Origin of the sequence: Halomonas heilongjiangensis, assembly GCF_002879645.1 — a bacterium.
Classification (GTDB): domain Bacteria; phylum Pseudomonadota; class Gammaproteobacteria; order Pseudomonadales; family Halomonadaceae; genus Halomonas; species Halomonas heilongjiangensis.
Genome location: NZ_PNRE01000077.1, coordinates 1 through 21,862, shown reverse-complemented (window position 1 = coordinate 21,862; position 21,862 = coordinate 1). Strand labels below are relative to the sequence as shown.

Annotated in this window: 20 protein-coding genes; 7 read left to right on the top strand and 13 right to left on the bottom strand. The window is 70.3% G+C overall.

The window, feature by feature from the left end:
- Positions 1–62: 62 nt before the first annotated feature.
- From C1H66_RS17230 to C1H66_RS17225, 3 genes are all read left to right on the top strand, one after another.
- Complete coding sequence (locus C1H66_RS17230; protein ID WP_102629112.1) at positions 63–473, top strand: SRPBCC family protein; 411 nt, start codon at positions 63–65, stop codon at positions 471–473.
- 95 nt (positions 474–568) lie between these two features.
- Positions 569–733 carry a hypothetical protein gene (locus tag C1H66_RS22965; RefSeq protein ID WP_170064178.1) on the top strand — a complete coding sequence of 55 codons (165 nt, stop codon included), beginning with the start codon at positions 569–571 and terminating at the stop codon, positions 731–733.
- An 82-nt stretch (positions 734–815) separates the two neighbouring features.
- Positions 816–1,496, top strand: coding sequence for a TVP38/TMEM64 family protein (locus C1H66_RS17225; protein WP_102629111.1), 681 nt, complete (start codon positions 816–818; stop codon positions 1,494–1,496).
- Between the two features lie 9 nt (positions 1,497–1,505).
- Here C1H66_RS17225 and C1H66_RS17220 read toward each other — a convergent pair whose 3' ends face one another.
- The 13 genes from C1H66_RS17220 to C1H66_RS17160 all read right to left on the bottom strand — a co-directional run bounded on the left by C1H66_RS17220 (position 1,506) and on the right by C1H66_RS17160 (position 16,682).
- Positions 1,506–3,053 (bottom strand): sensor domain-containing diguanylate cyclase, encoded by a 1,548-nt coding sequence (locus tag C1H66_RS17220; RefSeq protein WP_102629110.1) that lies wholly within the window; start codon positions 3,051–3,053, stop codon positions 1,506–1,508.
- Positions 3,054–3,209: 156 nt separating this feature from the next.
- A complete protein-coding gene (locus tag C1H66_RS17215; protein ID WP_102629109.1) occupies positions 3,210–3,446 on the bottom strand; it encodes a DUF2789 domain-containing protein in 237 nt (78 codons plus the stop codon).
- A gap of 72 nt (positions 3,447–3,518) precedes the next feature.
- Positions 3,519–4,562, bottom strand: coding sequence for an asparaginase (locus tag C1H66_RS17210; RefSeq protein ID WP_102629108.1), 1,044 nt, complete (start codon positions 4,560–4,562; stop codon positions 3,519–3,521).
- A gap of 43 nt (positions 4,563–4,605) precedes the next feature.
- A complete protein-coding gene (locus tag C1H66_RS17205; RefSeq protein ID WP_240618374.1) occupies positions 4,606–5,811 on the bottom strand; it encodes an efflux RND transporter periplasmic adaptor subunit in 1,206 nt (401 codons plus the stop codon).
- 27 nt (positions 5,812–5,838) lie between these two features.
- Positions 5,839–8,202, bottom strand: a complete 2,364-nt coding sequence (locus tag C1H66_RS17200) for an ABC transporter permease (protein WP_102629124.1) — start codon at positions 8,200–8,202, stop codon at positions 5,839–5,841.
- 7 nt (positions 8,203–8,209) lie between these two features.
- Positions 8,210–8,941: an ABC transporter ATP-binding protein gene (locus tag C1H66_RS17195; RefSeq protein WP_102629107.1), complete on the bottom strand. Its 732-nt coding sequence runs from the start codon at positions 8,939–8,941 to the stop codon at positions 8,210–8,212.
- A gap of 166 nt (positions 8,942–9,107) precedes the next feature.
- Positions 9,108–10,271 (bottom strand): MFS transporter, encoded by a 1,164-nt coding sequence (locus C1H66_RS17190; RefSeq protein WP_102629123.1) that lies wholly within the window; start codon positions 10,269–10,271, stop codon positions 9,108–9,110.
- A 49-nt stretch (positions 10,272–10,320) separates the two neighbouring features.
- Positions 10,321–10,878, bottom strand: coding sequence for a hypothetical protein (locus C1H66_RS17185; protein WP_102629106.1), 558 nt, complete (start codon positions 10,876–10,878; stop codon positions 10,321–10,323).
- A gap of 139 nt (positions 10,879–11,017) precedes the next feature.
- Positions 11,018–12,358, bottom strand: coding sequence for a DEAD/DEAH box helicase (locus C1H66_RS17180; protein WP_102629105.1), 1,341 nt, complete (start codon positions 12,356–12,358; stop codon positions 11,018–11,020).
- Positions 12,359–12,538: 180 nt separating this feature from the next.
- The gene (locus tag C1H66_RS17175) at positions 12,539–13,021 is read right to left on the bottom strand and encodes a helix-hairpin-helix domain-containing protein (RefSeq protein WP_102629104.1); all 483 of its coding nucleotides are present in this window, start codon (positions 13,019–13,021) and stop codon (positions 12,539–12,541) included.
- Between the two features lie 53 nt (positions 13,022–13,074).
- Positions 13,075–13,677: a PqiC family protein gene (locus C1H66_RS17170; protein WP_102629103.1), complete on the bottom strand. Its 603-nt coding sequence runs from the start codon at positions 13,675–13,677 to the stop codon at positions 13,075–13,077.
- 12 nt (positions 13,678–13,689) lie between these two features.
- Positions 13,690–15,372, bottom strand: a complete 1,683-nt coding sequence (gene pqiB / locus C1H66_RS17165; RefSeq protein WP_102629102.1) for an intermembrane transport protein PqiB — start codon at positions 15,370–15,372, stop codon at positions 13,690–13,692.
- Positions 15,369–16,682: a paraquat-inducible protein A gene (locus tag C1H66_RS17160; protein WP_240618373.1), complete on the bottom strand. Its 1,314-nt coding sequence runs from the start codon at positions 16,680–16,682 to the stop codon at positions 15,369–15,371. Before C1H66_RS17160 ends, pqiB begins: the two co-directional genes overlap by 4 nt.
- 178 nt (positions 16,683–16,860) lie before the next feature.
- On the opposite strand from C1H66_RS17160, the gene C1H66_RS17155 reads away from it, so the two are divergent.
- The 4 genes from C1H66_RS17155 to C1H66_RS17140 form a co-directional block, all read left to right on the top strand.
- Complete coding sequence (locus tag C1H66_RS17155) at positions 16,861–17,844, top strand: calcium/sodium antiporter (protein ID WP_102629101.1); 984 nt, start codon at positions 16,861–16,863, stop codon at positions 17,842–17,844.
- A gap of 282 nt (positions 17,845–18,126) precedes the next feature.
- Positions 18,127–19,545 (top strand): cytochrome ubiquinol oxidase subunit I, encoded by a 1,419-nt coding sequence (locus C1H66_RS17150; RefSeq protein WP_102629100.1) that lies wholly within the window; start codon positions 18,127–18,129, stop codon positions 19,543–19,545.
- Positions 19,546–19,548: 3 nt separating this feature from the next.
- On the top strand, positions 19,549–20,550 hold the full coding sequence (gene cydB / locus C1H66_RS17145; RefSeq protein ID WP_102629099.1) for a cytochrome d ubiquinol oxidase subunit II: 1,002 nt from the start codon (positions 19,549–19,551) through the stop codon (positions 20,548–20,550).
- Positions 20,551–20,554: 4 nt separating this feature from the next.
- The coding region (locus C1H66_RS17140) for an ABC transporter ATP-binding protein/permease (RefSeq protein WP_102629098.1) at positions 20,555–21,862 on the top strand (1,308 nt) is incomplete at its 3' end.

Genomic DNA, 21,862 nt, shown 5'->3' with positions numbered 1-21,862 from the left:
GGCGGTAAGGTGCCAGGTTGGCATCGATCACACGACCCCTTCTTCGTTCTCAGGGAAGCCGCATGGCCACCATCGAACACAGCGCGATTCTCAAGGCACCGCCGGAGCGGGTCTTCGCCCTGCTCGAGCGCGTCGAGGACTTCGTCGACTACTCCGACCTGATCCGGGCGATCGAGCCGCTGGGCGAGAATCGCTACCGTTGGCATGTGCATGCGGTGGGTCGCGACTGGACCTTCGATGTGGCGATCACCCAGTCACGGGCGCCGGAGGTGCTGGCCTGGGAGTCGCTGGACGGGGTGGAGAACCGGGGGTGCTACCGGCTGACGCCGGTCGCCGAGGGTACCGAGGTGGCGCTGACCCTGACCTATGCCCTGCACAGCCGACTGGTCGAGAAGGCGGTGAGCAAGGCGGCGAAGCCGCTGGTGGGGCGGGTGAGCCGGCAGATACTCGAGCGGGTGGAGGCCCGGCTCTGATCGGACATTCCATTAGGTGGCTACCTTTCTGTCGGGTGTCAGGCGAGCTAGAATGGTCGTCGATGAAGCCGTCGGCTTCTCTCGAGGACTCCCCCATGATCAAGGGACTTTTCTGGTGTTTCACCGTGTTGTTCGTGCAGCTGGGCCTGCTGCGCTACGTCGACCTCCGGGTGGCCGCCATGCCGCGGCTCGCCGATTCCCCGCCGGCCGAGGAGGGGGTGGCCGAGCCGTCGCCTCCCGCCGGTGCGCTGGACGCCTGAGCCGGCCGGCGTCCAAGGGCCGTGACCCGGCGCCGGGGGCATGGCACCATGGTGCCTGCGTCCTGCCGCCGAGAGAGAGTCGATGCCCAGAGACAGCGCGCTGAGTCGACCCTGGCGCTGGGCGGCCATCGGAGCCAGCCTGTTGATGGCGGCTTACCTGTGGGTCTGGCACTCCCCGGACCTCGCCGCCCTGCAGCGCTGGGCCGAGGAGGCGTCTCACCATCCGCTGACCATGGTCAGCGTCATCCTGGTCATGGCGGTGACCCTGGCCGTTGGCCTGCCCGGCAGCATCGGCCTGTGGCTGATCGCCCCCTTCTATACGCCGCTGGCGGCGACCCCCATGCTGATCGTCGGCAGCGTGGGCGGCGCCCTCGGTGCCTACTATCTCGCCTCGCGTGTCGGTGAGCGCTTCTCTCCGGGCGCCCTGACCCGCAGGATCATGCGCATGCTGGAGAAGCGCAGCGACTTCCTGACCCAGTGTGCGCTGCGCGTCATGCCGGGCTTCCCCCATTCGGTGGTCAACTATGCCGCCGGCCTGTGCCGGTTGCCCCTCGCCACCTTCATCATCGCCGCCGTGGTCGGCCTGGGCATCAAGTGGGCGGTCTATGCCAGTGCCATTCACGGCGCCCTGGCCGCGGTGGAGAGGGAAGATGCCCTGGGGCCGGACGTGGTGATGCCGCTGGTGGCGCTGACGCTGCTGCTGCTGGTCGGGGGCTGGATGCGACGGCGCGTCGATCGGGCGCGCAACGGCTCTCCCGACTGAGCGGCGGCCTCACAGGCGTGGAGTGAACCGCTGGGCGCCGCCGCGGCCATTGCGCTTGGCCTGGTACATCCCCTGGTCGGCGGCATCGATCAGTTCCCGGGCGTTGCGAAAGTCGGTATCACCGAGGCAGGCGATGCCGATGGAGACCGACACGTGCAGGGGGGCGCCGTCGACCTCGGCCACGGGCTGGCTGGCGAGGCGCTCCGCCAGCCGCATCGCCATGGCCTCGGCACCCGCCTCCCGCTCATCGGGCAGGATGACCAGGAACTCCTCGCCGCCGTAGCGCCCGGCCAGGTCGCCTTCACGAACCATCTCCTGCAGGTTGACGGCGAAGTTGGCCAGCACGCGGTCGCCCAGCTGATGACCGTGCCGGTCGTTGAGCCGCTTGAAGTGGTCCAGGTCGATGAACACCACCGCCAGGCTCTTGCCATGTTCGCGGGAGTGGTGGAAGCGCTCCTCGAGCTGCTGTTCCAGCCAGGCCCGGTTGGCGAGGCCGGTAAGCGGGTCGAGGCGACTGCTGCGCTCCAGTTCGGCGTGGCGCTCACGCAGTGCCTCGAGTTCGACCTGGTGGGCGTCGAGGCGGGCGCCGAGGGCCAGCGTCTGCATGTAGAGGTGCCGCTTGGCCTCGGCGAGCAGCGCGTAGCTGTCGCGCCGGGGCGGGCGGGTGATCTCCAGCAGCTCGGCCATGCTCGGCAGCTGTGCCTGCAACTCGTCGAGGATCTCCTCGAACGCCGTCAGCGACAGCTGCTGCCGGGCTTCGAGGCGCCGGATCAGGCGGCCGAAGGCCAGGCCGGGCGTCTGTGTCAGCCAGCCGTCGGCGATCTGGCCGGAGAGGCGCAGGCAGAGCATGTCGGGCGAGGTCGCCTCGAGCTCGCCGTGACTCTCGGCGATGCCGCTGGCCAGGTGCGGCGGCACGCCCCAGCTGATGGCGAGCCAGGCCCCCAGGCTGGCATGGTCGCATCCGTAGCGTTCGCGTTCGGCCTGGCACAGGGCGTCGTGGCTGGCGGTGGCTCGGATCAGCGCCACATAGTCGTCGCCGTCGAGGGCCTCGGCGGCGAGGATGCCGATGTCCTGCAGCAGGGCGATGGTGAAGAGGGTGCCGGCGTGTTCGGGGCAGAGCCGGTCGGCGAGGTGGCGGGCCGCGAGGGCGGCGATGATCGCCCGCTGCCAGATGGCGTCGAGATCGAGCCCCTCCGTCCTGCCCGGGGGCGGCAGCCCGAAACTCATCACCGCGGCGAGGGTGGCGTCGAGCCCGATGCGCGAGACGGCTTCCCGGCAGCTATTGGCCGCGCGGCGATGGCGGGCATAGAAGACGCTGTTGGCCAGCGCCAGCAGGCGCAGGGTGAGGGCGGGGTCCGCCTCGATGGCTTCGGCGTAGTCGAACAGGCTGGCGTCGCTGCGTCGCGCCACCATCAGCACCTTGGCGACGGCGGCGGGCAGCGAGGGCAGGGTGTGGCAGTCGGCGAGGCGTGCCTGCAGCGAGGCCGGCAGTGGGGGGAGGGCCTGGAGATCGTGAGGATCCCCGGCGTCACGCGCTGATGTCTCGACAGGCGTCATCCGCTGTTCCCTGCATGATCGGTGGTGGGGCCGCCCTAGGGGCGTGCCCGCACCGCGTCAAAGTTCGAATGGACGTGGCGTCCTGTCTGTATACGTTTTTTTACATTGGCTGGCATGGACGGTCAAGAGAGAGCAGGGAAAACCGCGCCCGGCGGGTCAACGCTTGCGCAGCGACGCATTGAGATGGTCGACCACCTCGGCCCAGTCGGCATCCTCCTCGATGGCCTCGCGCAGGAATTCGGCCTGGCCCTCGTTCCAGCAGGGGGCGTCGGGCAGGGGAATCTCCTCGGGGATCGGACCGTTGCGCTCGATGAAGCGCCTGATCGCTTCCGGGTCCGAGGCGAGCCCCAACTGCTCGAACAGTTCGGTGAAGGGATGGTCGGGGTGTTCCATGGTGGCGCTCCTTGCGGGGGGACGGGATCACTCCCACCATAGCCATTTCCGCCGTGCCGTGCCCGATCGAGGTCAACGCTCGCCCACCAGCGGGGTGAGGAAGCGCCGCCGTCGTTCCGCGTCGTCCAGCGGCTGGGCCAGCAGGTGCACGAGCTTGGCCAGGGCGGCCTCGGGGGTCATCGACTCGCCGCAGAGGACGCCGGCGTCGGCCAGGCCCCGGCCGGCGGCGTAGCTGCCGATGGCGATGCTGCCGCGGGGGCACTGGCTGATGGCGGCCAGCAGCTTGCCCTCGCCGCTGGCCCGGGCGAGGACGCCGAGCAGCGCCGGGTCGTCGGGTAGATTGCCGCCCCCCCAGGTCTCGAGCAGGGCGCCGCGAAGGCGGTCGTCATCCAGCCAGGCGGCGACCTGGCGGGCCGTGATGCCGGGCCACAGCACCAGGCGGGCCACCCCGCCCTCCGCCAGGGGGGCATAGTCGGGGAGCTCGAAGCGGGGGGCGCCACGCTGCTGGACCTCCAGGCCGCGGCCGGGGTAGAGCACCGCATCGTCGTCGACGCGCTCGCCGAGCAGCGGATAGTTGGGGCTTTCGAAGGCATCCGGGGCGCTGGTGTGCCACTTGCGGGTGCGTACGCCGCGCAGCAGCTTGCCGGCGAAGGCGATCGCCACTTCCTGCAGGGCGGGGGTGGCGGCGAAGCGTAGCGCCGTCTCCACATTGGCCAGGGCATCACTGCCGTCGGCCTCCAGCGGCCGCATGGCGCCGGTCGTCACCAGCGGACGATCGAGCCCCTGCAACTGGAAGGCGAGGCTCGACGCGGTCCAGGCGAGGGTGTCGGTGCCATGGAGCACTACGATGCCGGCATGGTCGCGGTAGCGGGCGGCGATCTCCCGGGCCAGGCATTGCCAGTCGACGGGCGTGGCGGCGCTGGAGTCGATGGGCGATGGCGATTCGAGCAGGGTGAAGGCGGGCAGCGCGGCACGGCGAGCCGGGGGCAGCGTGTCCAGTGCACCACGCAGGCGCGCCTCGAAGTCGCCGCCCGGGGCCAGGCCGTGGGAGGTCTCGACCATGCCCAGGGTGCCGCCCGTGTAGAGTACCAGCAGGGAGGGGGCTGCTGCCGTCATCGTCGCTCCTGTCGGGTGAGTGTGGCGCGAATGATAACACCCCTCAGCCGCGTACTCTTGCCCCCTCGGTGACCCGCTGACCGGGGTGGGTGATGATCCTGTCGCCCTCCTGCAACCCCTCGAGCAGTTGGGTGTCCAGCCCGCTGCGACGGCCGGTCTCGACCCGGCGCATTCGGGCCCGGCCCTGCTCGATGACGAACACTGCCCACTCGCCCTGGTGGCGGAACAGGGCGCTGGTGGGGATCTGCAGCACGTCGTCGGCCTGCCAGACCAGGAACTCGAGCTCGACCCGGAAGCCGCTGCCGATGCCGATGGAGGCCGGGTCGGTGTCGCCGTCGAAGTCGAGGATCACCGGCACGCGCTGCTCGTCGACACCCAGGGCCGAGGTGCGGGTGAAGCCGGCGGGGTCGATGCGACGCACCCGCCCCGACAGGGCGTCGCCCCCCCAGCCGTGGATGCGTACCGCCATGCCCGGCCTCAGTCGTACGGCATCCATGGAGAGCAGGTCGGCCTGGATCTCGAGGTCCTCCATCCGCCCCAGCTCGATGACCGGCTCGCCGGCCGCCACGCTGCCTTCGCAGCAGCGGTGACGGGTCAGCACCACGCCATCGATGGGGGCACGCACCTCGAGTTCGGGCTGCCGCGAGCCGTCACGCTGGCCGCTGGTCACGGCGAGCATGGCCCGGGCGCCTTCGAGCTCGAAGCGGGCGACCTCGACGCTGGAGACGGCGGCGTTCTCGAGTGCCCGCTGGCGATCGCGCTCCCGGAGGCGCTGGTCCCGCTCGGCGGTGGAGACCAGGTTGCGCTCGTGAAGCTGGCGATAGCGCTGGTACTCGGCTTCGGCGAAGCGCCGCTCGGCACGCACGGTCTCGAGGTTGGCCTGGGCCGTCTGCAGGCGCGCCTGGGCCGCCTGCAGGGCGTCTTCGGCCTGCTGGCGGGAGCGGGCATCCAGCGCCGGGGCGGGGCTCGGTTCGAGGCGGAACAGCACCTGCCCCTGCTCGACCTCGTCGCCCACCTCCAGGGTGACGCGCTGCAGGTAGCCGGCGATCGGCACCGAGACGTTCCAGGTGTCGCGCAGGCGGGTGCGCCCCTCCTCGTGGACCGAGTCGACGAACGGGCCACGACTCACCGCGATGCTGCTCACCTCCAGCGGTGCCGGGCGCAGCGCCCAGGCCAGCAGCCCCAGCACCACCAGGGCCACGAGTCCCCAGAGCCAGCGACGCGTCCATCGGCCGAGGACTGTCATCATGCGTCTCCTCTGCGGGTTGTCATCATGCTACTCCACTGCCTTGAGCACCCGGATCATGTCCAGCCTGCCCAGCCGGCGTATCACCAGCAGGGCGACCACCAGCGAGGCCGCCAGGACCCCGGCGGCGGCGATGCCGAAGGCGCGCGGGGTGAGCACCAGGGGAATGCGGATCAGGTCGCTCGAGAAGGCCTGGCTGAGCAGCACGCTGAAGCCGATGCCGATGGCCCAGCCGAGGGGTATCGCCAGCAGGGTGATCAGGGCGATCTCGCCGAGCAGGATGCGGGCGACCTCGGCCCGGTGGTAGCCCAGCACCTGCAGGGTGGCCAGTTCCCGGGCGCGCTCGGCGAAGGCGATGCGGGCGTTGTTGTAGACCACGCCGAAGGCGATCGAGGCGGCCAGGGCGACGAACACCAGGGCGAAGACCATCAGGGTCTCGTCCATGTAGTCGCGGATGCCGCTTTCGGCGTCGGCCAGCAGCCCGATGGCGGCGACCCTGGGCATGTCGCGCAGGGCGGCATTCAGGTCATGGGTCCGCTCCGGGTCGACCAGCAGCCAGGCGCCACTGATCGCCGGCCCCTCCCGCATCAGGGCGTTGAGGGCATCGCGTTGCAGGTAAGCGCCGACGCCGATGGGTTCGTCCACCACGGCGGCCAGCGGCAGCGCGACCCGCTGGCGGTGGCCCTCCATGATCGCCACCTCCAGGGTGTCGCCGACCCGGGCCCCGAGGATCTCGGCCAGGTGGCGCGTCATCACCAGCCCCTCCCGGGGAAGCGATTGCGGGCGCTGGCCGGCATCGAGCAGCTGACGCAGCCGGGGCCGCTCGTCCATGCCCAGCAGGCTGGTGCGGTACTCGCGGTGGCCGTGGATCAGGGTGGCGGGCACCCGTCGCCAGGCCTCCACCGCCAGCACCCCGGGCTGGTGGTGCAACTCGCCGACCGCGCGCAGTGGCGTGGCCTCGTTGAAGGTGAGCTCGACGTCCATGCGCAGCACCAGGCGGTACTGGAGGTCGAGCATGCGGTCCACGGCCGAGAGCTGGTAGGCCCCCATCATCAGCAGGCCGCAGGAGAGCGCGATGCCGGCCACCGACAGGCCGGCCTTGGCGGGGTGGCGGGCCAGGTGGCGCAGGATGATGCGCCCCTCGACGCCGAGCAGCGGGGCGGGGATCGAGCGCTCCAGCCAGCTGCGGCGGAAGCGTTGCGGTGCCGGTGGCCGCATGGCCTCGGCCGGCGGCCGGCCGACCGCTCTCCAGACCGCGCGCCAGGTGCCGGCCAGGGCCGACAGGACCACGACCAGCAGCGACAGGGCCAGCGCCCAGGCCGGCACCCGGAAGGTCATCTCGGGAAAGCGGAAGTACTCGGCGTAGAGGCCGGCCAGGCCTGTCGCGGCCCAGGCCCCGAGCCCTACGCCGAGTGCCCAGCCGAGGAGCACGATCAGGCCGGCGAGCTGGGCGAAGTGTCGCGCCAGCTCGCCGTCGCCGTAGCCGAAGGCCTTGAGCACGGCGATCTGCTCGCGCTGGGTCTGGATGATACGGCCCATCAGCACGTTGAGCAGGAAGGCGGAAACCACCAGGAAGATGGTCGGTAGGATGGTGGCCTGGGCCCGCTGCTGGGCCAGTTCCTCCTCGATGAAGCGGTGCGACTGCTGGTCGTGGCGGGTCTGGGCGCCGGTACCGCCGTAGCGGGCCAGTTCCAGGTCGAGGGCATCGATCACGTCGTCGCGGTCGGCCCCGGCCTGGAGGGTGAGGGCGATGCGGTTGAAGGCGCCCTCCATGCCGTAGGCGTTGGCCAGGGCGCGCTGGTTCATCCACAGGATGGCGTAGCGCCGGTAGTCGGGCATCAGGTCGGTGGGGGCGGCCTGGTAGAGGTGCTCCGGGCTCAGTGCGATGCCGCTGATGGTGAGGCGGGTCAGGCGGCCGTCGATGATCGCCTCGAGGCGGTCGCCGGGGTCGAGGCCATGGGCGTCGGCGAAGGCATCGCTGACCACCGCCTGGTCGTCGCGACCGGCCTCCGGCAGGCTGCCACGCAGCAGCTGGAGGCGGTTGAGCATCGGCTGGCGGCCGTCGGGCAGCGAGATGAGCAGGCCGCGAACGGGGTCGTCGAAGCCGTCGACGGTGAGCCTGACCGGGGCGCGCACCGTGGGTTCGACCAGGTTGACGCCCTCGATCGCCTGGACCCGTTCCAGGCGGCCGAGCGGGGCGCGCTTGACGTCGGCGAAGAGTTCGGCGAAGTGGTGGCTGGCATAGAAGCGCTGCTGGGAGCGTGACAGCGCCTCCACGGTGGTGACCGAGAGGATCAGCGTCATCACGCCGCTGGCGATGACCACGGCGATCGCCAGCGCCTGGCCCTTGAGGCGCCAGAGGTCGCGAAACAGCTTGCGGTGCAGGGCCGTCATCGTCGCCTCACCAGCGCAGCTCCGCGGCGGGGCGGCGCTCGGCATTGGCGCGGATCTCGTCGACCCGGCCGTCGCGCAGGCGAATCACGCGGTCGGCCATCTCGCCGATCACCTCGTTGTGGGTGATGATCGCCACCGTGGTGCCGATGGTGCGGTTGATCTCCTCGAGTACCTCGAGCACGCGGATGCCGGTGCGAAAGTCCAGCGCACCGGTGGGTTCGTCGCAGAGCAGCACATCGGGCCGCTTGGCGATGGCGCGGGCGATGGCCACGCGTTGCTGTTCGCCGCCGGAGAGCTGGGACGGAAAATGGTCGAGACGCCCCTCGAGGCCGACCAGGCCGAGGGCCGCCTCGGGTGTCATGGGGTCGCGGGCGATGTCGGTGACGATGGCCACGTTCTCGCGGGCGGTGAGGCTCGAGATCAGGTTGTAGAACTGGAAGACGAAGCCCACGTGCTGGCGGCGGAAGCGGGTCAGCTCGCGTCGGGAGGCGTGGGTGAGGTCCTGGTCGCGCTGGTCGCGGTCGATATAGCGTACCGTGCCTTCGCTGGCGAGATCGAGCCCGCCCATGATGTTGAGCAGGGTCGACTTGCCCGATCCCGAGGCGCCGAGCATGACGATCAGTTCGCCGCGGTAGAGCTCCAGGTCGACGCCCTGGAGGGCCTGGATGCTGACCTCGCCCATCCGGTAGAGGCGGGTCAGCCCCCGGGTCGCGAAGACGACCTCCCTGCCTGCGTCCATGTCGGTAGTATGCCTCGCACCTCCGGTTTGGCCCTGAGTCTAGCAGCTCGGGGCGGCCGGCGAGGGGGGTGTCAGTTGCCCTGGATCAAGGGATCGAGCTCGGTGCCGGTCCCGGTCCCGGTCCCGGAAGGATCCTTGCCGACGCTGGCGGTGACCGGGTTGGCGGTTACCGCCGGGTCACCAGTTGCCCGTGCTCGTCGATCTCGAGACGGCGGTTGCGTCCGGCCAGCCAGGCGAAACCGGCGGCGGCCGCCGTCACCAGCAGCAACACCAAGGTCACGACGGGCAGGCCGACGTCGAACTGCAGCATCACGCCGACGCCCAGCGGGCCCAGGGCCGCGAGGGTGTAGCCGCCCCCCTGGGCGAGCCCGGAGAGCTTGCCGGCCAGGCGCGAGTTGCCGGTGCGCAGCACGATCAGCGTCAGCGCCAGGCTGAAACTGCCACCCTGGCCGAGACCCAGCAGCACCACGCCGGCCCAGCGCCAGTCGACCGGCCCCAGCAGCAGGAGCCACAGGCCCGCTGCCACGCAGCCGAGCACCAGCAGCAACGCCGGGCGCTGGTCGCGTCCGAAGCGCGCGAGCCAGGGCACGCCGAGGGCGGAGATCAACTGCACCATCACCGAGGCGCCCATCATCCAGCCGGCCTCGGCTTCGCCGTAGCCACGGGCGACCAGCAGGGTCGGCAGCCAGCCGAAGACGATATAGGCCAGCGACGACTGGGAGCCCATCAGCAGCATCACCTGCCAGGCCAGCGGTTGCCCCAGCAGTTCGCGGGTCGAGCCGGCGGCCCCCGGCACCGCCACGCCGACCCGGCGGCGCGGCATCAGTGCCAGCCAGGCCACCAGGGCGACGGCGGCCAGCACCGACCAACTGGCCAGGCCGGCGTGCCAGCCGCCCAGGAGGTCGGCCAGGGGGATGCTGAGGCCGGCGCCCAGGGCTCCGCCGAGGCAGAGCGCCATGGTATAGACCCCGGTCATCAGGTCGGCACCGGTGGGTAGCTCGCGCTTGACCAGCGCCGGCAGCAGGGTGCCGGCCACGCCGATGGCCGCCCCCACCAGCAGGGTGCCGGTGAACAGCAACACCGGGAGCGGGGCACCGCGAAGCAGCAGGCCGCCGGCCAGCAGCAGCAGGGCGGCGGCGAGGGTCTGCTCGGGACCGAGGCGCTTCGCCAGCCAGGGCGCCAGGGGGGCGAACAGGCCGAGACAGAGCACGGGGAGGGTGGTCAGGGCGCCGATGGCGAGCGGCGAGAGCCCGGTGTCCTGCTGGATGCGGGTCAGCAGCGGCGCCAGCGACGAGAGGGCGGGGCGCAGGTTGAGTCCCACCAGCACCATCAGCATGACGAAGACCGCCACGGTGTGGCGGCGGTCGCCGGTGTGTCGCTCAGTGGTCGTCGTCACGCCGCCACTCCCTGCCCTGGCCCGGTAATCGCCGTGTGTCGTTGTCGCGTTCGTGGTTCCTGGGGGCGATCCGGGAGTCATCCTCCAGGGCATCGGCCGGACGGAAGTCGACCACGCTGTTGAGCCTGGGGGGCTGCTGGTCGACGCGTCGGCGGATGCCCGAGACATCCTCGCTGCTGACCAGGCCTGCGGCGTTGCCGTGGGGGGTGGCCTGGGCGATCAGGCGGCCCTCGTAGGTCCAGCAGCGCTGGGGGACCTGGGCCACCCGCCAGTCGCGCTGCTGCCAGCGGGCGTGGCCGTCGAGCAGCTGGAGCTGCTCGACGGGAACCAGGGCCGCGAACAGCCGGGCGTTGAGCACCACTCCACTCCCGGCCATCGCCACCGCCCCCTGGAAGCTCCCGTCGGCCAGCGCTTCCAGCACGTCCTTGCGCTTCCGACGCGTCTCCAGGGTGCCTTGGCCGCAGAGGTGGAGGAGGTCCGGGTCGAGTTGCTTGATCACCCAGACCTCGACGGGCGCCTTGCCCAGTAGTCGCTTCAACATGGCTCCGTCACCCGTGTCGACGGCCTGCCTTGCTGCCGGCTTCGCGGCCGGGAAGGCGTGGATCCATGGTCGCTCCTGACGCTTCCGGTATGCAGCGGCTTACATTCGCACATCGCGATGCAAGACGCCAGTGCCCGGGTCAGGCCTGGCGGGAGCCCTGGCCGCGACCGCGACGCCGGCGCGGGGCGCGGGCCTCGTCGCCGCCGCGGTTGCCGTCGTTGCGCTGGCCACCGCGGCCGGCATTGCCACGGTTGTCACCGTTGCCGCGACGCGCCTGGTCATTCGAGCGGCCGTTGCGCCCGCCGCGACCGCCACGGCCGTTCTCGATGGGCTCCGGCTTGGCGTTCGGATCGGGCTCGAAGCCCGGCTCGATGCGCTTCTCCAGGTCGCGCTTGATCAGCCGCTCGATGCCCTTGAGCAGGCCGTGCTCGTCGACGCAGACCAGCGACACCGCCTGGCCCTCGCTGCCGGCGCGGCCGGTGCGGCCGATGCGGTGGACATAGTCCTCGGCGACGTTGGGCAGCTCGAAGTTGACCACGTGGGGCAGCTCGCTGATATCGAGGCCGCGGGCCGCGATATCGGTGGCCACCAGCACCTGCAGGTCGCCGGTCTTGAAGGCCGCCAGCGCCTTGGTGCGTGCCGACTGGCTCTTGTTGCCGTGGATCGCCATGGCCGGGATGTCCTGCTTGGACAGCTGTTCGGCGAGGCGGTTGGCGCCATGCTTGGTGCGGGTGAAGACCAGGACCTGGTGCCAGCGGTGCTCGGTGATCAGGTGGGCGAGCAGCTCGCGCTTCTTCTCGCGGTCGACGCGGTAGATGGCCTGGTCGACGGTCTCGGCGGTGGTGTTGCGGCGTGCCACCTCGATCAGCGCCGGGTTGTCGAGCAGCTTGCCGGCGAGTTGCTGGATCTCATCGGAGAAGGTCGCCGAGAACAGCAGGTTCTGGCGCTTCTCGGGCAGCACGCGCAGCACCTTCCTGATGTCGTGGATGAAGCCCATGTCGAGCATGCGGTCGGCTTCGTCGAGCACCAGGGTCTCGACCTTCGAGAGGTCCACGTGCCTCTGCTGGTGCAGGTCGAGCAGCCGACCCGGGGTGGCCACCAGTACATCGAGGCCGGGGCGGATGGCATCCACCTGGGGCTGCTGGCCGACGCCACCGAAGATGACGTGGGAGCGCAGCTTCAGGTGGCGACCGTAGTCGGCCACGCTCTCGCCGACCTGGGCGGCGAGTTCGCGGGTGGGGGTCAGTACCAGGGCGCGGATCTGGCGTGCGCCGGGGCGTGACCCGCCGGCCAGCCGTTGCAGCAGCGGCAGGGTGAAACCGGCGGTCTTGCCGGTGCCGGTCTGGGCACTGGCGAGCAGGTCGCCACCCGCCAGCACGGCGGGAATCGCCTGGCGCTGGATCGGGGTGGGGACGGTATAGCCCTGTTCTTCGACAGCGCGCAGCAGTTCGGCACGCAGGCCGAGTTCGGAAAATGTCATGCGGTCTCCGCAGAGACGCCCCGGTCGCGCCACGCAGACGAAGCGGCGTGGCCAGTCCCGGGCCGGGGCGTGAAAAAGGAATCTGGCGCGGCAGGAGGGACCAGCGATCGCCGCGTGCGGGGCATTATGCCAGAGCCTGGCGCAGAATGCAGCCTGTCTCTGGCGCCGGTTCCCCGGGGCTCAGAGGTTGGCCTTGATGCGCGCCAGGGTGGCGTTCCCCAGGCCCTCGACCTCGTCGAGCGCCGTGGGGTCCAGGGCGCGCAGCTGCTCGAGGTTGCTGATGCCGTGGGCGAACAGCTTGCGGGCGCTGGCCGGGCCGATGCCCTCCAGGGCGGTGAGCCCCCGGGCATGGCGGTCGATAAAGGCGGTGAGCGCCTTCGCGTCCAGGTCGTCGCAGGCCCCCTGGTGGTAGAGCTCGCAGGCCAGGCGGTCGACGCTGCTGCCGACGTCGTCGAGCATCGGCAGGTCGACGAAGTCGTGCTGACTGGCGAGCGCCTCGATGCGCGCCAGTGCCTCGACGGCATGGTCGAGTTCGGCGATCGCCGTGGCCGGGCTCTCGGTGGCGAGTACAATCAGCAGCGCCTTGCGGGCCCGCTGTGCCTGGGCCTGGAGCTCGAGGGCAACGGTGTGGCGGGGGGAATGCCCCTGATCGGTCTCGTGCATGGTGACGTCCCTGTATGCGGTCGTCTCCCAAGCATAGTGCATGGCGCGCAGGTTCAGCGCTGGCGGCGTACCGCCTCGGCGATCCGGTCGGCGACCTCGTCCCAGCTGCGGCCCAGGGCGCGGACCAGGGCCGGGTAGCCGTCGGCGTCGAGCTCGGTCTCGACCAGGAAACCGTCCATGGTCAGCAGGCGACCGTCGGCACCGCGCAGCTGCCACTGTCCGCCGGCCACCGCCAGGCCGTCGTGGCGCCCCTGGAAGCGGTCGATCTCGAGACGCAGGCTGATCGCGGCGGTTCCCCGCTCTTTGCCGTCGTCGATCAGCACCCGGGTATCGGTCAGGCGGCTGGCCAGTCGGGCCCTCAGGCCGCGCTCGAGCTGGCGGCCCAGGGCTTCCGCCCACTGGTGTTCCCGGGCCTCGTTGAGGGTGATGTCGTCGAGTTGCAGCACGATGCCGTCCACGTCCAGGTAGTGGGCGAGTCGCGGCGGACGCACCAGCAGCAGGTGCTCGGCCGAGTCGCCGGCGGCGGTGGTGCCCATGTTGCCCTCGGGCAGCATGTAGCGGGTGGCGGAAGAGCCGGCGCTGGCACAACCGGTCAGCCAGAGGGCCGCGATGGCGGCGATCAGCCAGGGCCCGGGGGGCAGGAGTCGGGGTCTCATGGGCATCCTTCCTCAGGGGGCTCGTCGCGGTGCCCGCGGCTGCGGGTCTGGCGCGTCCAGGTTGTCGAACAGCAGGGCGCGGGGGTTCTCGCTCAGGGTACGCGCCGCCGGCTGCAGGTCACGCATCAGCCGCTCGAGGCGTTCCACGGCGCCGGTCAGCTCCTGATAGGCGGCGGACGCCGGCGACAGCCCCTGCAGGGTCTGGCGCAACTCCTCCAGGGTGGCGTTGAGGTTGGCCGGCATGCCGCGGGTGTCCGGGTCGTCGAGTACCCCCTGCAGCGAGGCGGAGAGTTCGCGCACCTCGCCGAGCATCGCCTCGGAGGCCGAGAGGTTGCGATCGAGGCCGGCCAGCAGCGGTTCCAGCTCCAGGCCGTTGAGCTTGTCGAGCAGGGCGGTGACCTGGGCCTCGATCCGGGCGAAACCGCCGGGAGTGGTGGGGAAGACGCTGCGCTCGGCGAAGGTCTCGGCCGCGTATTCGTCGGCCAGGTCGCGGTGGAAGTTGAGGTCGACGAACATCGCCCCGGTCAGCAGGCTGCCACTCTTCAGCGAGGCGCGCAGGCCGACGCCGAACAGGCGGTCGAAGCGCTCGCGCCACTCCTCGAGGTCGAGCTCCTCGCCGGTGATGCCGAGGCGTTGGGGCTCGATGCGGATCAACACCGGGATGGCGAAGCGCGAGCGGGAGTCGGGCTGGGGAGCGGTGAAGTTCCAGGGCACCGCGGCCACGGTGCCGATGCGCACGCCGCGAAACTCCACCGGCGCGCCGCGGGAGAGCCCGCGCACCGTATCGTCCACCAGCAGCACGTACTCGAGGTAGCGGTTGAAGGTGCCCTGGCGGGCGGCATCCTCGTCGGCATAGAGGGTGAAGGTGACCTCGGGCTGGACCGGCCTGCCCACCGGCAGTTCCTCGGGGACCCCGAAGGCGACGCCGCCACCGAGCAGCGCCTCGAGCGACTCGACGTTGACCCGGATGCCTTCGGTGTCGAGGCGCAGGTCGATGCCGCTGGCCGACCAGAAACGCGTGGCGTCGGTGACCAGGGTCTCGTAGGGCGACTCGATGAAGACCCGGTGTTGCATGTTGCGGGTCTGGGGGTCGAACTGGGCGTCCTCGATCCGGCCCACGGTATAGCCCTGGTAGGTCACCGGGTCGCCGACCCGCAGTGAATTGCCCACCTGGCTGATCAGGTTGATGCGCAGGCCGTCGGCCCCGGCGGGGGCCACCGGTGGCTGGTCGCTGACCTGGAACTCCCGGGCGCTCTGTTCGCTGGTGCCCGGTTCGAGCTGCATATAGGCGCCGGAGAGTACCGTGCCCAGGCCGCTGATGCCTTCGCGGCCGATGCGTGGCTTGACCACCCAGAAGCGGCTGTCCTCGACCAGCATGGCCTCGGTGTCGGGGCTCATGCGGGCGGTGATCACCGCGGTGGAGAGGTCCTCGGAGAGGTTGACGCGCTCGACCCGTCCGACCTCCACGTTGCGGGTCTTGATCAGGGTGCTGCCGGCCTCGATGCCTTCGGCGCTGCTCATCACCAGGGTGATCTGCGGGCCGCGGCTGCGGTAGTTGTCGTAGACCAGCCAGGCGCCGATCAGGATCGCCACGATCGGCACGATCCAGATCGGCGAGAGGCGTGCCTGGGGCGAGGCCTTGGCGCGATGCATGTCCCGTTCGGGGGCATCATCGGGGCGTGGGGAATCGCTCATCCGGGGGTTCCTTGTCGAGTGCTGCCGGGGGCTGCGCGGGACCGGCGTGGCAGGGGTGTGTCCCAGATCAGTCGAGGATCGAAGGTCATGGCGGACAGCATGGTGATCACCACCACGGCGCCGAAGGCCAGGGCGGCGGGCCCGGGGGTGATCGACATCAGCGACCCGGCCCGGATCAGCGCCACCAGGATGGCGACCACGAAGACGTCGACCATCGACCAGCGGCCGATGAATTCGGTGACCCGGTAGAGTCGCGTACGGGTGGCGGCATTGAGCTCGTGACTGCGCTCGACGACCAGGCAGAGCCAGGCCAGGGCGACCACCTTGCCGACCGGGACGATCACGCTGGCGACGAAGATCACCAGGGCGACCGGCCAGGACCCCATCTGGATCAGCTCGACCACGCCGCCGATGATGGTGGAGGGGGAGCTGTTGCCCAGGTTGGTGGTGGTCATGATCGGATAGACATTGGCAGGAATGTACATCACCGTGGCCGCTGCCAGCAGTGCCCAGGTGCGTTGCAGGCTCTGGGGCAGGCGGGCCTGGAGCCGTTCGCCGCAGCGCCGGCAGTGGCTGTGGCGGCCGGGCTCCAGGCGGTTGACCAGCCCGCAGGTGGCGCAGCCGGCGAGCCCCTGGGGGGCGGCGGTTTGACCGGTCTTCGCGCCCTCGGGCGCCAGCGGTTCACCGGCCAGCGAGAACCACATCCAGTCGGAGTCGATGGACTGGGTGGTGAGCAGCAGCAGCAGGGCGAAGGCGCAGAAGGCCCAGAACGACATGCCGAGTTCGATCTGTGCCATCTCGGCGATCTTGATCAGGCTCACCAGGGCCCCGATGATGAACACATCGGCCATCATCCAGGGGTTGAGGTGGGCGAGCGACCTGGCGATGCCGCGACTGGCCGGCAACGGGTCGTTTCTCAGCAGGCCGAGCTGCAGCCATATCACGCCCAGCAGGTAGACCGCCGGCAGCACGATGATGGTGAGAATCACCGCGATGGCGACGATGGGCTGATGGAAGCCGATCAGGGTGGTGGCGGTCTGCGACAGCTCGATGCGATTGCCGATGCCGCCGATGCTGAAGCTGACGAAGGGGAAGGAGATCGCCATGGCCAGGGCCAGCAGCGCCGAGAGCGCCAGTGCCATGCTGCGCTGGGCGGGTCGGAAGTGGCGCGTGACGAGGGTGTGGCCACAGCGCGGGCAGTCGGCCTTCTCGCCGGGGCGCAGCGGCGGCAGGGCCACCAGCCAGTCGCACTCGTGGCAGGCGCGCAGGCGTCGGCGCGAGGTGCGCACCTCCGGCGGGGAGCGATCCACGAGGGGCTCGCTCCGAGGTAGGGCCGGGACTCGTATGTAACGCTTGGGCACCGCGGCAGTCACTCTCCCAGGAGGGGTCGACCGGAGTCGGGTCGGACCGTCTGGAGAAAGTGTGACACGTTGACCCGGGCGACACCATAGTCAAACATGCACACCTGCATGTTCCCGAGATACTCTCATGATGCTTCCTGCAGTTGCGTTGGTGGCGGGCCTGGTCCTGCTGGTGTGGAGCGCCGAGCGCTTCGTCGACGGGGCGGCCGCGACCTCCCGACGTCTGGGGCTCTCGCCGCTGCTGATCGGCATGCTGGTGATCGGCTTCGGCACCTCGGCACCCGAGCTGATGGTCTCGGCGCTGGCGGCGGGACAGGGTAATCCCGGCCTGGCGCTGGGCAACGCCTACGGTTCCAACATCGCCAACATCGGCCTGATCCTGGGTCTGGTGGCGCTGATCTCGCCGCTGGCGGTGCACTCGGGGGTGATTCGTCGTGAACTGCCGGTGCTGGGGGCGGTGACCCTGCTCTCGGCGCTGCTGATGTGGGGCGGGGTGATCGGTCGCTGGGAGGGGGGGCTGCTGCTGGCCCTGCTGGCCGGCTTCATCGGTGTCAGCATCTTCCAGGCCAGGCGCGACAAGGCCGACCCCCTGGCCGCGGACACGGAGGAGAGCCTGGCGGTCCACCCCATGTCGCTGAGGGCCGGGCTCGCCTGGACCGGGATCGGCCTGGTGCTGCTGGTGGTCAGCTCGCGGATCCTGGTGTGGGGGGCGGTGGCCATCGCCCAGGGGTTCGGTGTCAGCGACCTGATCATCGGCCTGACCGTGGTGGCGGTGGGGACCTCGCTGCCCGAGCTGGCCTCGTCGATCAGCGCCCTGCGCCGGCGCGAGCACGACCTGGTGCTGGGCAACGTGGTGGGGTCGAATCTCTTCAATACCCTGGGTGTGGTGGGCCTGGCGGCGGTGATCACGCCGATCCAGGTGGGCGCCGAGGTGCTGCTGCGCGACTGGAGCCTGATGACCGCCATGACCGCGATGATGGCGGTGTTCGCCATGGGCTGGCGGGGACGCCAGGGGCGCATCAACCGCCTCGAGGGTGCCGTGCTGCTGACCATGTTCGTCGCCTATACCGGCTGGCTGGTGAACCTGGTGCTGCAGGGCGGCAATGCCTGACCGCCTGGCTGCGACAACGCGACACAGCGGCAACCGAGACGTCCTTCGGCATCATGATCGCTGGAGGATGTCGCAAGCTGCCCATGGTTCCATCAGACGGATCATCGGCGGAATGCGTCATGGTCCACTGTCCCTGAGCTAGGCTTGACGGGACGAGCTGTCGAGGTGGAATGCGTCACGGCGGGGCTGGGCAAGCGCCAGGCCGGAGGCACAACGGCACCGGAGAGTGCCGCCGCATCCCTTGCGACCTTCTGAACCCATCGCAGTGACGAGGCATGCGCCATGGAACTGGATCCCCTGTTGTTGTCGCGATTGCAATTCGCCTTCGTGGTCTCCTTCCACGCCATCTTCCCGGTGTTCACCATCGGCCTGGCGTCCTACATCGCCGTGCTGCACGGGCTCTTCTACAAGACCGACAACCCGGCCTGGGATCGCCTGGCGATGTTCTGGACCCGGGTCTTCGCCGTGGTGTTCGGCATGGGGGTGGTCTCGGGGATCGTCATGTCCTTCCAGTTTGGCACCAACTGGAGCAACTTCTCCCTGGCGGCGGCCAACTTCCTCGGGCCGATGCTCAGCTACGAGGTGGTCACGGCCTTCTTCCTCGAGGCGGCCTTCCTCGGCGTGCTGCTGTTCGGGCGCGGCAAGGTCCCCGAGGGGGTGCACCTGTTCGCCGCCATCATGGTGGCCGTCGGGACCTTCATCTCGTCGTTCTGGATCCTCTCCGCCAACAGCTGGATGCAGACGCCGGCCGGGGTGGAACTGATCGACGGCAGTTTCCGGGTCACCGCCTGGGGCGAGGCGATCTTCAACCCCTCCTTCGGCTGGCGCTTCGCCCACATGGTGATGGCCTCCTTCCTCACCGGCGGCTTCGTGGTGGCCGGCGTCAGCGCCTGGTACCTGCTGATCCGGCGTGACGTGGAGGCCAACCGCAAGGCGCTCTCCATGTGCCTGTGGCTGCTGCTGGTGCTGACCCCGGCCCAGGCCCTGGTGGGCGACTTCCACGGCCTCAATACCCTGGAGCACCAGCCGACCAAGGTGGCGGCCATGGAGGGCAACTGGGAGACCCGCGGCAACGTGCCGCTGCTGCTGTTCGCCTGGCCGGACAAGCAGGCCCAGGCCAACCGCTTCGAGATCGGCATCCCGAGCCTGGCCAGCGTCATCCTCAAGCACGACCCGAGCGGGGTGGTGCCGGGCATCAGCGAGGCGCCGCCCGAGGAGCAGCCGCCGGTGGCCATCGTCTTCTGGGCGTTCCGCATCATGGTCGCCATCGGTTTCTTGATGATCGCCGTGGCGCTGACCGGTCTCTGGCTGCGCCGAGGTGGCCGGGTCTACGAGCATCGCGGGTACCTCCAACTGCTGCGGGTGATGACGGTGACGCCCTTCCTGGCCGTGCTCGCCGGCTGGTTCGTCACCGAGACGGGCCGGGCCCCCTGGCTGGTCTACGGCATGATGACCCATGCCGAGGGCCTGACACCGTCCCTCACCGGCGGCATGGCGCTGTTCACCCTGGTGGGCTACGTGGCGGTCTATGCCGTGGTGTTCTGGGCCGGGGTCTACTACCTCACCCGGGTGGTGCGCAACGGCATGCTGCCCGAGGACGAACACGCTGCCGTGGACGGGGAGGTCGAGCGGCCCATGCGCCCGCTGTCGGCCGCCCACACCCCCTTCGAGCAAGACGCCGCCCCGACCTGGAGGAGATAAGCCATGGAGATGTTCGATCTTTCGTTGATCTGGGCCGTCATCATCGGCTTCGGCGTGATCATGTACGTGCTGATGGACGGCTTCGACCTGGGGGTGGGGATCCTCTTCCCCTTCGCCCCGGACGAGGCGGCCCGGGACGTGATGATGAACTCGGTGGCCCCGGTGTGGGACGGCAACGAGACCTGGCTGGTGCTGGGCGGGGCCGGGCTGCTGGGGGCCTTCCCGCTGGTCTACTCGGTGTTCCTGCCGGCCCTCTACATCGGGGTCTTCCTGATGCTGGCGGGGCTGATCTTCCGCGGCATCGCCTTCGAGTTCCGCTTCAAGTCGCGGCGCAACCGCCACTGGTGGAACCGCGCCTTCTGCTGGGGCTCGGCGGTGGCGGCGTTCGCCCAGGGCGTCGTGGTGGGGGCCTATATCCAGGGCTTCGCGGTGGAGGAGTTCGTCTACGTGGGCGGCGCCATGGACTGGCTGACGCCCTTCACCGTGCTCACCGGCCTGGGGCTGATGGCCGGCTATGCACTGCTCGGCGCCACCTGGCTGATCATGAAGTCCGAGGGCCATGTCCAGGCGTGGGCCTATCGCATCACGCCACCGCTGCTGGCCGCGGTGCTCGTGGTGTTCCTGATCATCAGCCTCTGGACCCCCTTCGTGGACCCGGCCGTCTGGGCGCGCTGGTTCGACCATATCCAGCTGATCTGGATCCTGCCCGGCCTGGCGCTGCTGTGTGCCGTCGTGGTGTTCCGTTCGGTGCAGCGGCGCAGCGAGGGGCTGCCCTTCGTGGCGACCCTGGGGCTCTATATCTTCACCTACCTGGGCCTGGTGGTGAGCAAGTGGCCGGTGATCGTGCCGCCGAACTACACCATCTGGGACGCCGCCTCGGCACCGGAGTCGCAGCTCTTCCTGCTGATCGGCGTGCTCTTCGTGATCCCCATCGTGCTGGCCTACACCGCCTGGACCTACTGGGTCTTCCGCGGCAAGGTCAAGGTGGGCGAGGGCTATCACTGAGCCCATGAGTGAGCAGGACAGGCCGGGCGCGGCGCTGACCCCGCGGCGCTGGCTCGATGCGCTGGCCGTCCACGAGCGCCGCCTGCTGGGCCTGGCGACCCTCGCCGGCGTGGTCGCCGGGGCCCTGACCCTGGCGCAGCTGGGGCTGCTGGCCTGGCTGGTAGCGGAGCTCGTGGTGACGGCGCGCCCCCCGGGCGAGCTCTGGCCGGGGTTTCTCGCCCTGGCCGCCGTGTTGCCGCTGCGCGCCCTGGCCCAGTGGGGGCAGGAGACGGCCGGGCTCGAGGCCAGCCTGCGCATCCGTCGCCGCGCGCGCGCGGCGCTGCTCGACCACCTGGCGCGACTGGGGCCGGTGCGACTGGCCTCTCGCCACTCGGCGTCGCTGGCCAACCAGCTGGTGGAGCAGGTGGAGGCGCTGGACGGCTACTTCGCCCGCTTCCTGCCCCAGTTGCGCCTGGCGCTGGCGCTGCCGCTGCTGAGCCTCGTGGTGGTGGCCTGGCTCGACTGGCTGGCGGCGCTCTTCCTGCTCGTCGCCGCGCCCTTGATCCCGCTGTTCATGGCGCTGGTCGGCATGGGTGCCGAGCGGCTCAACCGCGAGCAGTTCGCCGCCGTGGCCCGGCTCTCCGGACACTTCATCGATCGGGTGCGGGGGATCACCACCCTGCAGCTGTTCGGTCGCACCCGGGAGGCCACCGCCGAGGTGCATGCCGCCGCCGACGACTATCGGCGCCTGAGCATGCGTACCCTGCGCCTGGCCTTCCTCTCCTCGGCGGTGCTCGAGTTCTTCGCCTCGGTGGCCATCGCCGTGGTGGCGATCTATGTGGGCTTCGGCCTGCTCGGCTACATCGACTACGGCCCGTCGCCCGAGCTCACCCTCTTCTCCGGCCTGCTGGTGCTGCTGCTGGCGCCGGAATTCTTCCAGCCGCTGCGTACCCTGTCGCAGCACTACCACGACCGGGCCGCGGCGCTGGGGGCGGCCGATGGCCTGGTGGCGCTGCTCGCCGAGGCCCCCGACCCCGTGCGTGGCGAGGGGCTCCGGCGGCCCCCGGCGGGCCCCGACGAGCTGGTGCGCCTGGTTGCCGCCACGGTGGCGTATCCCGGCCGGGGAGCCGTGCTGGGGCCGCTGGACCTGGTGGTGAGGCGGGGCGAGGCGCTGGTCGTCACCGGGCCGTCGGGGGCGGGCAAGTCGACCCTGCTGCAGCTGCTGGCCGGCTTCGTCGGCCCCGGGACGGGCGAACGGCGGCTGGCCGAGGACCTCTCCTTCGCCTGGATGGACCAGCGGCCGCTGCTGATCCAGGGCAGCCTGGCCGACAAC